The organism is Butyrivibrio sp. (genome assembly GCF_017433805.1).
GTDB lineage: Bacteria > Bacillota > Clostridia > Lachnospirales > Lachnospiraceae > Butyrivibrio.
Genome location: NZ_JAFRGN010000053.1, coordinates 1 through 12,158, shown reverse-complemented (window position 1 = coordinate 12,158; position 12,158 = coordinate 1). Strand labels below are relative to the sequence as shown.

The following is a 12,158-nucleotide window of genomic DNA, read 5'->3' as shown; positions in this document are numbered from 1 at the left end:
ATATGTCTCCCATTGACATGTTTCGCTCGAAATAATCTTTACATGCAGCAATCTTGATTTCTAAAGGATACTTAGCCATAAAAAATCCCCCTAAAGGAGACTTTGGATATTTCCATTGTCTACTTTAGGGGAATCATATCATATATCTTCAAGGCTCCTATTATTATTCTTACTTGAGTTTGAATTTACCAACGATTTCTTCGAGGGTACCGGCAACTGCTTCCTGCTTGGTTGTCATCTCGTTTACGTTAGATACAACATCGGCTGCAACCATAACGGAATCGTTAACCTGGCTGCTGAGGTCTGCTGTATCCTGAGTTGATTCAGCGATGTTCTGAATAGCCTTACTAACTTCTTCCATGGATGCTCTGATGTTCTCAACCATCTGAGCAATGTTCTCGGAAGAATCTCCGAAACGTCCTGCATCATCACCATACTGCTTGGCAAGTCCAACGAACTTGTCATAGTCTGGTGTAACAGTCTCTTTAATGAATCCAAGAAGTTCGCCTGATGAAGAAGAAAGTGTTCCAAATGCTTCCTGTACTCCATCGATTGTTTCTCTGATCTGTTCTACTGCTTCAGACGTGCTGCTTGCAAGCTTGTTGATCTCAGAAGCAACTACTGCAAAGCCCTTACCTGCATCACCAGCTCTTGCAGCCTCGATACTTGCATTAAGTGACAGGAGGTTGATCTGGTCTGCAATCTCAGCAATTGTATCAGCAAGTGTTCCAATCTGATCAACGACCTTAGCCTTCTCATTAGCTTCCTCAAGGTCCGCTTCTCTCTGCTCAGCAATAGAAATAGCATAGTCGTGAGCCTGTTTGCTCTCTTTTTCGATATCCTGAGCTCTTGCCTTGATATCAGCTGCATCAGAGCTTGTCTTTTCAGTCTCAGCAGCAAGCTGATGAACAGATGCGTTAACTTCTTCTACAGATGCATTAACCTGCTCTGTAGCTGCACCAGATGACATCATCGCATCATTAACACCAGAAATGTTACCCTGAATACTTGTAAACTGGCTGGACAACTCATTAGCCATACTTGCAAGTCCACTTGATGTCTCACTAACCTTAACTGATCCATCAGAAATCTTGGAAATAACATCCCTGTTACTCTCAAACATGTTATTGAGAGACTCACTCATGGCACCGAGCTCATCGCCTCTCTTATTGTTGATCTTCTCAACAGTAAAGTCACCACTTGCAAGTACACTCGCAAACTGCTTAACACTGTTAATACTCTTGGCAATACTCATAACGAATATGAGAATGATAACTGCACCGATAATAAGTGCAATTGCAGCGATTACAACCAGAGTTGTAGTTGCCTGATTTACAGGTCCTTCTATCTCATCAAGATCCATAGCAAGCAGGATCTTCCAACCAACATTTGGAACATCTCTGTATGTAACAAGGATAGTCTTACCTTCAACATTCATAACTCCCATGCTAGGTGTTTCAGATGAATTGGCAAGAATCTCTGCACCCTTTGCAGCTATATTAGCATCAGGATCTTCCTGCATCTTGACGCCATTCCGCATCTTTTCATTATCGTCTGTATAAATATATGTACCATCAGATGAAAGAAGAATTGCTCTACCAGTTGTACCAATCTTAATATTAGATACAAGGTCCGCAACATTTGTAAGCTCCATATCTACAGTCACGCATCCAACATATTTACCATTGTCATAGATAGGCGCAGAACAGCTGGACATGACAATGCCTGATGTTGGGTCATAGTATGGATTGGTAATTGAAGCTGCTCCATTAGAAAGAGCCTTGGCATCAGTATAGTATTCCTGGTTGAAATAGTCATACTCTGCATTACTATAATCCCAGGTCTCAACTACAGTTCCGCCATCCTTATACCAATATGGGCCAACATATTTCTCATCAGCTTTATATATATTTGGTTCGAACCATACTCCGGCTCCAAGGATAGAATCATTATCATTAATAACCTTTGTGAAAGTTCCCCTGTAGTTGTCAGTATCTACAAATAAATAAGAAGTAGATACCATTTCAGCAAGGTTAACAGCTGTAGTTCTGATGATCTCCAGCTTGGAGTCTACACCTATAGCATTAGCTGATACATTCTGGAACATGGCATCAGTATTTGCTGTCTGCAGATTCGTGCTAAGTTCCTGTGCAGCCACATACGTAAGAACAGCCATAGCTATAGCCATAACAGGAAGAATACACAGTAGCATCTTGGTTTTCAAACTCATCTTTTTCATCTAATTTGCACCCTTTCATGTAATTTAATTACACTATCAGTCACATAATTTGTGACAAATACACCTATTAACATTTTACATTATCACGATTTTATATGTTCTAAAAAAAGTATAAATATAACTGAAAAATGCATTAATTATTTCATCATTTAGTTTATTTCAACTTCTCATCATGCTAGAATTTGATTGTGCAAATATGTTTTTTTGAAATAAAAATGCAACAGAAATAAATAGAAAGGAACGCTAATCTATGAACGCTGATCAGTATCGCAGAGCTAATGCCAATAGTTTTAATGTATGTATAGTTATTTTTTTATGTGGAATATTACTAACCGTTATAAAGATATTCCAAAGTGGTTTTCAAGGTGCTGATGCGGCAATCATTGCCTCCGCGATTATCGGAGCAGCTATGGCAACAGCAGGATATTTTAAGTTTTCTACCGTAAAAATGGGTTCTATCCTTATAATGGGTGGCGCGACTATTTTCTATTTTGTCATGCTGGTTGCTGAAGACAATATAGTATACTTTGCTTTTGGTCTGCCGATACTGATCTGCAGTATCATCTATTTAAATGTAAGGCTTTGTAAGGCTGGAATAAGCGCGATCACTATTTCTTTTACTATTACCTGTATTAAAGCATATGTTTCTTCTGGTACTCTTGATATGATCCATGTACCGGCCTTCATAACACTTGCACTTGCGTTTATAGCTACAATAGCTACAGTTTCTCTTCTCTGTAAATTCAATGAAGAAAACAATGCAACTATCACTGAAAACGCAGAAAAAACACTGGATACAAGTAATAAGATGGCAGGCATTGCCAATACGATTACCGATCTGTTCAATGATTCCCAGCAGACAATGGTAGATCTACAGGACATTATCGAATCACAGCATTCCGGAATGCAGGACATTGCAAGCAGCATGGAAAGCACAGCTCAGGCTATTACCTCACAGGCTCAGAGAGTTCAGCAGATTCAGGAAGAAACAGCTACAACTGAACAGCACAGAAAAGATATGACAAAAGCATCCGAAAGTACTCAGACTGCCGTACGAGAAGGAGTAAGAGTCATTGGAGAGCTAAAGGAAAAATCACAAAACGTAGCACAGCAGAGCCAGGTTACTGTAGAAGCTACTCAGGCAGTTATCAATAAAGTTGCTGAAGTTACCAAGATTGTCGGATCCATTATGTCGATTTCCAAACAGACTAATCTTCTCGCACTAAACGCCAGCATTGAGGCAGCAAGAGCCGGCGAAGCAGGAAAAGGCTTTGCAGTTGTAGCTAATGATGTACGAGAGCTTGCAGCAGAAACAAACACAGCTTCTACTGAGATTACAAATATTATCAACGAACTTAACGAAGATGTTCAGAAAGCAATGTCCAGCATTGATGATACTGTTGCATCCGTTTCAGAGCAGAACGAAATGATCGAATCAGTTGGCGAAAACTTCGACAGCATAAATGACAATGTAACAGAGATGCTCTCTCGCTTCTCGGAAATTGGCGAAGGCATGAAGTCAATTGCCAGCTCCACGACAGAAATCAACGACAGTATTTCCAATCTGTCAGCAACCAGCCAGGAAGTTGCTTCTCTTTCAAATGAAGGTGTATCTGCTTCTGAATCAGCAGTTTCCAAGTTTGATGATTTCAAGGGTATCCTTGGACAAATCTTCCAGCAGGCTAATAAGCTTAAAGATATGCAGCAGTAATTCTGTTACATTTTTAAATTATCAACATAATACTAATAATTTATTACAATTTAAAACATCAGAATTCATAGGGCTTTGGAGACACGCATTCCTCCAAAGTCCTTAAATTTTAGGGAATTTTTATAATTTTTTGCCGAAATGCCTTAACTTTTCGTGCAAAAATACGATATAATAATAGAAAGGTCAGATAAATACTGACTTAAAATTATTATACTATTTATGAAAGGAGGAACCGTGTGTATGACAGCTACATTGGATGCTAAAATGGAAGTAATGGACTGCATCAGAAAGGACTGTGAAGATGAATACTATCCAGATCCAGAAAAAGTAGCCCATATTACTGGATTACCATTGGGGGTTGTTTTTGATTTACTGATAGAACTCAAAAACCAGGGTTGTCTTGGCAAGAGATGATCTATTATTCAAAAATGGAGAATACAATGGAAGAACAGCAGAATTAAAGGCTCTATGCAGATAAAGCATAGAGCCTTTATTATATCCTTATATAGTTTTAGAGCATCTCAACTGGTTCGTGTGTGAAATCAGCCATTCCGTCAGCATAAAGTTTCCTAACAAAATCAATAGCTCTTGCTCCAGATTCCTCAATCGGCACATTCTGGCTATAAATGTACTTAATCTGGTCTCCACTTACAAGTGAAAAATCAATCTGTGTTCCTGAAATCTTTCCATCCCCAAAGTCAAGAGGCTTAACCTCTACAGACTCTACTTCTTTCACAACGCCCTCGCTGAAAAGAACTCTCATGTATAACCCTCCTTGAATTGATTAGCAATTACTATGCTTTATTTTATCACTATATTATCTAAATTGCGATACTCTTTGGCTAATTTACACCTCTATGCTATACTTAAACATATTACGATATTAGTAACAAATACATTGGGGGCCTTATGAATAGATTACAAAAATGTCTGGGAGTAGCTATGGCTACCCTTCTTTCGATATCTTCTCTTACTGGTTGTTCCAATCAGGATAAGAGCGCGGTACAGGAGACCGCAAATTCCTTCATGGCTATCTTAGCTTCAGATTCAACAGAAGACATAAACAAATACGCAACTTCCGAGGTAGCAAACGGTGGTTTTGTTCAGCTCTTTAATTCCGATACTCTGGTTAATCAGATTGCTGATGGCGCCGGTGTTTCCGAGCTCACTGAAGAGTCCAAAGCTGAGCTTGATGAATTTGCTTCTCTTTTTTCTAACATGATACAGTCCTATTCCATCTCAGATACTAATCTTGAGAAAAAAGATGGAACGCAGACTGCTACTGCTGTTGCCACCTTCAAGACATCCTTTGCCATGGATATCCTTGGAAGTGAAAGCGCATCCAATAAAATAAACGATGCAATTACAGCCTACAACACTAACAATGCAGAAGAAATCGCAGCTCTTTACGAGGAAGGAACTGAAGTTGCAGAAGCTAAGATTTACAACGATATGCTAAGGATCATCCTTGAAATCTATGAAGATGAGATTGCGAATTCCAAAGAAATGACCTATGCCATCGTCCTTGATCTCGAAAAAAATAACGAGACAGATTCATGGATTGTTACAGGCGTAAGTGACTATGACAGTTCCAATCCAGGTTCTGAAAACTAAATATATAGCAAAAAAGCAGGGTTAACACCCTGCTATTAATTTATCCTTATTCTCTATTATTGTCTTGATACCGCTCCTTAGCATATAAACAGAAACCAGCACAGAACCCACAATATCAAAATAATAGGCCTGTTTGGTACCAGGCATTACTGCTACTACAAAGAGTGTCAGCGTAACGCAGCAATCCACTATGGATTTAGCTCCATATAACCTTGCCTGAACTCCAAGAATCGCATTGCCATTATGCTTGTATAGCCTTGTGTATTTACGCCAGAAAAGCGTGTTTGCTATAACTCCAAAAAGAGCTATAACAAAAGCGGGAGCTACATTGCCTTTATTGGTATTATCAGAAACAAAAGCAAGAATGATCATACTAAGTCCACTGATACACATTATCACTCCGACAAAGAGATTACTCTTACACTCTATTTCTCTTTTCCTGTTGTCATCCATGGACGCATCTTTGTTGGTTATCACATAGACAACAAATGAGGCTATAATCGCAAGTAGCTCTGCAGTTCTCCTGGTAAAATCAGATATCTGCGTTGAGCTTCGTCCTATCATGAGCCCGATTCCCAGGACCAGTGGCCCTGGCGAACTCAGGATTACAGACAACAAAAGGGTTTTGTATCCACTTTTCTGATTCAGATTATCTTTTGCCATATAATAATCATTCTCCGTTTAATCACTATCTGAATCTTAACGAAGTATCAGTTCTGCTATTACCAGAACAACCATTGTACCTATTGGACAGTAGAAAGTATCATATCCATTTTCTATATTGAGCTCTATTCCAGCACTGACAATTGCTGCAATAAGAGCCACAACAACGGTAGCTATAGTGCTGTACTTGCCATATATAAACAGGACGATCAGCAAAGATATGAAGGAAACGATAAACATAGAAATAGTACCTTCAAGGCTCTTTTTCTTGGATCTGCCTATCTTATGTTTGCCAAATCTCTTGCCAATAAGTGCTGCTGCAGCATCTCCTGGTCCCCAGGCAATTATCGCTGCTATTCCCAGCATTCTCTCTCCAAGACGTCCCCAGCAAATACTGGCTACAATAATAAACATTGCCATAAGAGCCGAAAAACTAGTAGCAAACTCTCCCGACCTTCTCGCATTAACAGCACTGGAAAGTCTGGGTACTTTGGCGCACAATAACAGAACCGGATATAATAGCGCTCCCGCCATAGCCACAGCAAATACTGATTTTCTCCAGTCATCATACATATAAAACCAGAATATGCTAAAAGAGATAGCCAGCATATGCAGTATTTTTCTAAATACTTCCTTGGCAAAGTCCTTCATTTTTCTTTATTCCACCGAATCAATAAGTCCAAAGATTTCTTCTTTTATCTTCTTGTTGGTTTCAAGAGCATTCTCTCTGCTGTCACGGTTTGAATAGAAATAGAACTTTATCTTAGGCTCTGTGCCTGATGGTCTGATGGCAAACCATGAACCATTATCCAGGAAGAGTCTGATTGCATTCTGAGGCGGAATATCCTCGTAGCCGTTAATATAGTCGATAACCTTCTCAACCTTAGCTCCGGCAACCTCTGTAGGAATATTCTCTCTGAACCACTTCATCATACGCTGAATACGCTGAGCACCTGGAATACCCTCCAGAACCATGTTAGGCTCATCCTCTGCAAAGAAGCCGTACTTAGCGTAAATCTCCTGAAGTACATCCCAAAGAGTTTTGCCCTGCTTGCGGTAGTAAGCAGCTGCCTCAGCAACAAGCATACCAGCTGATATACCGTCCTTATCACGGATATCCTCACAAACCGCGTAACCTACAGACTCCTCATATCCAAAGAGGTATGTATATCCATTCTCATGGAGGTATGGAATCTTACCACAGATGTTCTTAAAGCCTGTAAGTGTCTCAAACATCTCAATACCATAAGCCCTAGCCATGATAGTTGAAAGAGTTGATGTAACAATAGACTTAACCATAGCTCCCTTAGCTGGAAGTGTTCCGGCATCCTTACGTCCCTCAAGTACGTAGTTAACAAGAAGATATCCTGTCTGGTTACCATTAAGAGGAATGTAATTGCCATTGTCATCTCTGATCTCGATAGCAAATCTGTCTGAGTCAGGGTCTGTAGCCATTAAAAGCTCTGCTCCAAACTCTCTTCCGTACTGCTCTGAAAGCTTAAATGCCTTAGGATCCTCTGGATTAGGATATCCAACAGTTGTGAAATCAGGATCTGGATTCTCCTGCTCTGGAACGATCTTCCAGTTAGAGAAGCCTCTGTCTGTCAGCATCTGTCTGAATGGGATAGATCCGCAGCCATTAAGTGGTGTATAAACAAGTGGAATTGAAAGATCAAGCTCATCACCTTCATGAATAGCCATTCCCTCGATCTTATCAAGGTACTCTCTGTCATATTCAGGTCCAAGAACAACGATCTTACCAGCCTTAACGCCTTCTTCAAAGTCAGAAGTCTTAATGCCATTCCAGATATCAACAGCGTTTATCTTCTCTGTCATACCATCTGCAACATCAGATGATACCTGACATCCGTCATCCCAATATGCCTTGTAGCCGTTGTACTCTCTAGGGTTATGGGAAGCTGTAATGTTGATTCCAGATACTGTACCGAGACGTCTTATCATAAATGCAAGCTCAGGTGTTGGTCGAAGATCTGGGAATGTATAAACCTTAATTCCATTAGCAGCAAAAATTCCAGCAGCAAGCTGTGAGAACTCCTTGGAAAAATGTCTTGGATCATGAGCAATGATAACTCCCTTATCACAAGCCTCTTTTCCCTTGGAAACGATGTAATCAGCAACACCCTGAGAAGCCTTACCTACTGTAAGGAAATTCATACGGTTAGTTCCTGCTCCAACCTTTCCGCGAAGTCCTGCTGTACCAAAAGAAAGATCCTGATAGAATCTGTCTTCGATTTCTTTATCATCTCCCTTGATAGCCTCAAGTTCAGCCTTAAGTGGATCAGAATCTGATAACTTATCCAGCCACTCCTGATATCTTGACTTATAATCCATTAATTAGTCCTCCATATATCATAAATAAATATTTGTTTTACCGAAATAAAATCGGGACGATCATATATATTATAATACACAATAATCGCCCCGCATCTTATGATTTTATTTTAAATCATTAATATACTATAAAATTATTTGTCGCCAAGGATCTTGTTGATAACAATCTTACCAGCTCTCTTAGCTGCATAAGGTCCAACCTTCTTGAGCTTATCCTCAGCTCTAACCATTGTGCTAGCCTCAGGAATATCTCTTGTAAGGTGGATGGCATCGAATTCACACTTAGTTGTGCAAAGTCCACATCCGATACACTTATTCTCATCTACAGTTGTAGCACCACATCCAAGACATCTTGCTGCCTCTTTCTTAACCTGCTCCTCTGTAAGAGTAAGTCTAAGGTCATCGAAAGTCTCGTGAGCTACGCCAGCCTTCTTGCCAGGGATTTGTCTCTGCGCGTTATCAAAATTCTCAACAAGGATATCATCCTTATCAAGTTCAACGAACTCTCTTCTGTCTCTTGCAAGATCAAGTCTGTTACCCTTGTGAACGAAACGGTTGATAGAAACGAATCCTTCTCTACCGCCTGCAATAGCATCAATAGCAAATCTTGCGCCAGTGAATACATCACCACCAACAAAGATATCAGGCTCTGCTGTCTGTCTTGTAAGAGCATCAGCAACTGCTGTGCCATTTCTGTTGAGCTCAACCTTAGTTCCCTCAAGGAGTCCGCCCCACTGAACTGACTGTCCGATTGAAAGGAGAAGATTCTCACATGGAACTTCGATTGTGTCGTTCTCGTCGTACTTAGGGCTGAATCTGTGCTGCTCATCAAATACGCTTACGCACTTCTTGAAAATAACAGCCTTAACGTGGCCTCCCTCAGTAACAACTTCCTTAGGTCCCCATCCGTTAAGTACTTCGATTCCTTCTTCCTTGGCCTCAGCAACTTCGTCCTTGGCTGCAGGCATCTCTGCTGCACTCTCAAGGCAAAGCATTGTAACCTTATTAGATCCTGCTCTAACAGCTGTTCTGGCAACGTCGATAGCAACGTTACCACCACCAACTACTACTGTAGCGCCGTTAAGCTTAATGCTGTGATCCTGGTTGATAGTACGAAGGAAATCAACACCTGTCTGAACACCTTCTGCTGTCTCTCCTGGAATACCAGCCATTCTACCGCCCTGCATACCGATAGCGATAAAGAATGCCTTGTAGCCTTCCTTACGAAGATCCTGGATTGTTGTATCCTTACCAACCTCAACGCCGCACTTGAACTCAACGCCCATCTGTCTGATAACGTCGATCTCAGCGTCAATGATATCTTTCTCAAGACGATAGCTTGGAATACCGTTCATAAGCATTCCGCCTGGTCTCTTCTCTTTTTCGAATACAGTTACAGGGTAACCGTTAAGTCTCAGGTAATATGCTGCAGAAAGACCTGCTGGGCCACCACCGATGATAGCTACCTTGTACTCATCGCTCCACATTCCGCCATCGTGCTTCTCGCAAAGAGGAATGTATCTCTTGTCCTGCTTAAGCTCAAGAGAAGCAATGAACTTCTTGATCTCATCGATAGCAAGTGGCTGATCGATTGTGCCTCTTGTACAAGCATCCTCACAACGTCTGTTACATACAGCGCCGCAGATGTATGGGAATGGGTTATCCTGCTTGATAAGCTTAAGAGCATCTTCATATCTGCCCTCAGCTGCCATCTTGATATATCCCTGAACTGACAGATGTACAGGACATGCTGTCTTACAAGGAGCTGTACCAGTCTCATAGCAGTTGATCTTGGCATCATCTCTGTAGTTGTAGTTCCACTTCTCAGGTCCCCACTTCTTCTTATCTGGAAGTTCAGCCTTAGGATATGTAACCTCTGTGCCGTTCTTCTTGCAAAGCTTCTGTCCGAGCTTGGCTGCTCCAACAGGACAAACCTCTACGCACTTACCGCAGGCAACACACTTATCTTTTTCTACATGTGCTCTATAAGCTGATGCAGACATATTAGGTGTGTTGAAAAGCTGTGATGTTCTAAGAGCGTTACATACGCCAGGAGCACAGTTACAAATAGCAACAATCTTGCCTTCACCGTCAATGTTAGTAATCTGGTGAACATAGCCATGTCTCTCAGCTCTCTCAAGGATTTCGTAAACTTCTTCCTTAGAGATATAATGGCCGATTCCACGATCATCCATGTACTCAGCCATGTCACCCATACCGATACAATAATCACCACGGATTTCTCCAGAGCCCTCGCCACGCATAGCCTGCTGCTTACGGCATGAACACTCAGAAATACCATACTTGTCATACATATCGATCCAGCGTGAAAGATGCTCAACTGGAACTGACTGGTTCTCAAGTGAGATAGCCTTCTCTACAGGAATAACATGCATTCCTACACCAGCGCCTCCTGGAGGAACCATCTGTGTGATACCAGCAAGTGGAAGCTGTGTCATAAGGTTAAAGAATGTAGCAAGCTCCGGGAATTCGTCTGTGAGCTTTTCCTGCATCATCATGAACTCAGCTGAACCTGGTACGAAAATAGGAAGCTCGTACTGTCTATGCTTGTCAGCTGTCTTGGCTCTGTTCTGCTCGATGATACCAATCCATCTAAGACGATCAACCATCTCCTGTGTCTTGTCTACAGGCATATTGTTCATCTGCGCAAGTTCCTCGATTGAATATGGAACCCTTGTCTTCTTGAAGTTCAAAAGGAACTTTACCTGTTCCTTGTTAAGAATATGATCAAGCATCCAGTACTCTGGATCTCTGTTATTAATCTTGTTTGTAAGTTTCTTAACATATCTGTCTGTAATGAGTTTAGCCAGCTCAATTACCAACATTTCCTTTTCAGGATCTTCTGCCTTATAATCTGGGTCCTGCCAATAATCATTCTCATTGATCATTGGATCGCCAATTTTCCAATTGGCCTCAGTCAAAGTTTTCTTCGCCATAAATCCTCCTACCATTGTTTCTTGCCATAGTACATATAACCTTTTTGCCACAAAGTTACATGCCCCCCGAAGTGTAATTCATTATACAAAATAATCTCTGGAATTTCTACCAAAAACGTAGATATTTCTTGCATCTAAGGCACTTATTTAACAACATTTTGATCAGTTTCCATAACAGGTATTAGTAGAGCGATTTTTTTCCCCTTCAGGCATATTAGTACCCATTAGAAATATCAAAATAAGATTGTAATCAATCCTTATCAAGCGTATAATTCAAAACTAATTATTTTAAATTAAGGAGATAGAAAAAATGAAAATCGAGAAAGTCACCTTGGAAGACGCAAAAGAATTACTTAGTATTTACGCTCCTTACGTTACAAACACAGCGATCACCTTTTAATACGAAATTCCTTCGGTAAAAGAGTTTGAGGATCGCATCCGTAATATCTCATCTAAATTCCCTTATATCACAGCAGTTAAAGATGATGGCAATATCGTTGGATACGCCTATGCTTCATCCTTTAAGGGAAGACGCGCTTACGACTGGTCTGTGGAAATGACAGTTTATGTCAAAGAAGACTGCAAGCGCCAGAAAATCGGTCAAATGCTCTATGACGTTCTT

At 40.8% G+C, this 12,158-nt stretch carries 10 protein-coding genes; 4 read left to right on the top strand and 6 right to left on the bottom strand.

Annotated elements, in window-relative coordinates; translation table 11 throughout:
* Window positions 1-169: 169 nt before the first annotated feature.
* Window positions 170-2,239 carry a methyl-accepting chemotaxis protein gene (locus tag IJI01_RS13010; RefSeq protein WP_292191167.1) on the bottom strand — a complete coding sequence of 690 codons (2,070 nt, stop codon included), beginning with the start codon at window positions 2,237-2,239 and terminating at the stop codon, window positions 170-172.
* A gap of 250 nt (window positions 2,240-2,489) precedes the next feature.
* Between IJI01_RS13010 and IJI01_RS13005 the strand changes: the two genes are divergently transcribed.
* The gene (locus IJI01_RS13005; protein WP_292191164.1) at window positions 2,490-3,950 is read left to right on the top strand and encodes a methyl-accepting chemotaxis protein; all 1,461 of its coding nucleotides are present in this window, start codon (window positions 2,490-2,492) and stop codon (window positions 3,948-3,950) included.
* Between the two features lie 240 nt (window positions 3,951-4,190).
* Window positions 4,191-4,364: a hypothetical protein gene (locus IJI01_RS13000; RefSeq protein ID WP_013280440.1), complete on the top strand. Its 174-nt coding sequence runs from the start codon at window positions 4,191-4,193 to the stop codon at window positions 4,362-4,364.
* A 97-nt stretch (window positions 4,365-4,461) separates the two neighbouring features.
* Here IJI01_RS13000 and IJI01_RS12995 read toward each other — a convergent pair whose 3' ends face one another.
* Window positions 4,462-4,713, bottom strand: coding sequence for a hypothetical protein (locus IJI01_RS12995; protein WP_292191159.1), 252 nt, complete (start codon window positions 4,711-4,713; stop codon window positions 4,462-4,464).
* A 146-nt stretch (window positions 4,714-4,859) separates the two neighbouring features.
* On the opposite strand from IJI01_RS12995, the gene IJI01_RS12990 reads away from it, so the two are divergent.
* The gene (locus tag IJI01_RS12990) at window positions 4,860-5,564 is read left to right on the top strand and encodes a hypothetical protein (RefSeq protein WP_292191156.1); all 705 of its coding nucleotides are present in this window, start codon (window positions 4,860-4,862) and stop codon (window positions 5,562-5,564) included.
* A gap of 21 nt (window positions 5,565-5,585) precedes the next feature.
* Here the strand turns inward: IJI01_RS12990 and IJI01_RS12985 are convergent, their stop codons facing one another.
* From IJI01_RS12985 to IJI01_RS12970, 4 genes are all read right to left on the bottom strand, one after another.
* Window positions 5,586-6,227 (bottom strand): cation transporter, encoded by a 642-nt coding sequence (locus tag IJI01_RS12985; RefSeq protein ID WP_292191155.1) that lies wholly within the window; start codon window positions 6,225-6,227, stop codon window positions 5,586-5,588.
* 36 nt (window positions 6,228-6,263) lie between these two features.
* Window positions 6,264-6,878 carry a diacylglycerol/polyprenol kinase family protein gene (locus IJI01_RS12980; RefSeq protein WP_292191153.1) on the bottom strand — a complete coding sequence of 205 codons (615 nt, stop codon included), beginning with the start codon at window positions 6,876-6,878 and terminating at the stop codon, window positions 6,264-6,266.
* Between the two features lie 6 nt (window positions 6,879-6,884).
* Window positions 6,885-8,579: a phospho-sugar mutase gene (locus IJI01_RS12975; protein WP_292191150.1), complete on the bottom strand. Its 1,695-nt coding sequence runs from the start codon at window positions 8,577-8,579 to the stop codon at window positions 6,885-6,887.
* A gap of 134 nt (window positions 8,580-8,713) precedes the next feature.
* The gene (locus IJI01_RS12970) at window positions 8,714-11,425 is read right to left on the bottom strand and encodes an FAD-dependent oxidoreductase (RefSeq protein WP_292191174.1); all 2,712 of its coding nucleotides are present in this window, start codon (window positions 11,423-11,425) and stop codon (window positions 8,714-8,716) included.
* Between the two features lie 517 nt (window positions 11,426-11,942).
* On the opposite strand from IJI01_RS12970, the gene IJI01_RS14910 reads away from it, so the two are divergent.
* Window positions 11,943-12,158: GNAT family N-acetyltransferase (locus tag IJI01_RS14910; RefSeq protein ID WP_292191171.1), on the top strand; the 216-nt coding region annotated here is incomplete at its 3' end.

What these genes read in the sequence shown, in the direction of transcription:
- IJI01_RS13010 (WP_292191167.1), bottom strand. Translation starts at nt 2,239, where the DNA reads ATGAAAAAGATGAGTTTGAAAACCAAGATGCTACTGTGTATTCTTCCT.
- IJI01_RS13005 (WP_292191164.1), top strand. Translation starts at nt 2,490, where the DNA reads ATGAACGCTGATCAGTATCGCAGAGCTAATGCCAATAGTTTTAATGTA.
- IJI01_RS13000 (WP_013280440.1), top strand. Translation starts at nt 4,191, where the DNA reads ATGACAGCTACATTGGATGCTAAAATGGAAGTAATGGACTGCATCAGA.
- IJI01_RS12995 (WP_292191159.1), bottom strand. Translation starts at nt 4,713, where the DNA reads ATGAGAGTTCTTTTCAGCGAGGGCGTTGTGAAAGAAGTAGAGTCTGTA.
- IJI01_RS12990 (WP_292191156.1), top strand. Translation starts at nt 4,860, where the DNA reads ATGAATAGATTACAAAAATGTCTGGGAGTAGCTATGGCTACCCTTCTT.
- IJI01_RS12985 (WP_292191155.1), bottom strand. Translation starts at nt 6,227, where the DNA reads ATGGCAAAAGATAATCTGAATCAGAAAAGTGGATACAAAACCCTTTTG.
- IJI01_RS12980 (WP_292191153.1), bottom strand. Translation starts at nt 6,878, where the DNA reads ATGAAGGACTTTGCCAAGGAAGTATTTAGAAAAATACTGCATATGCTG.
- IJI01_RS12975 (WP_292191150.1), bottom strand. Translation starts at nt 8,579, where the DNA reads ATGGATTATAAGTCAAGATATCAGGAGTGGCTGGATAAGTTATCAGAT.
- IJI01_RS12970 (WP_292191174.1), bottom strand. Translation starts at nt 11,425, where the DNA reads ATGTTGGTAATTGAGCTGGCTAAACTCATTACAGACAGATATGTTAAG.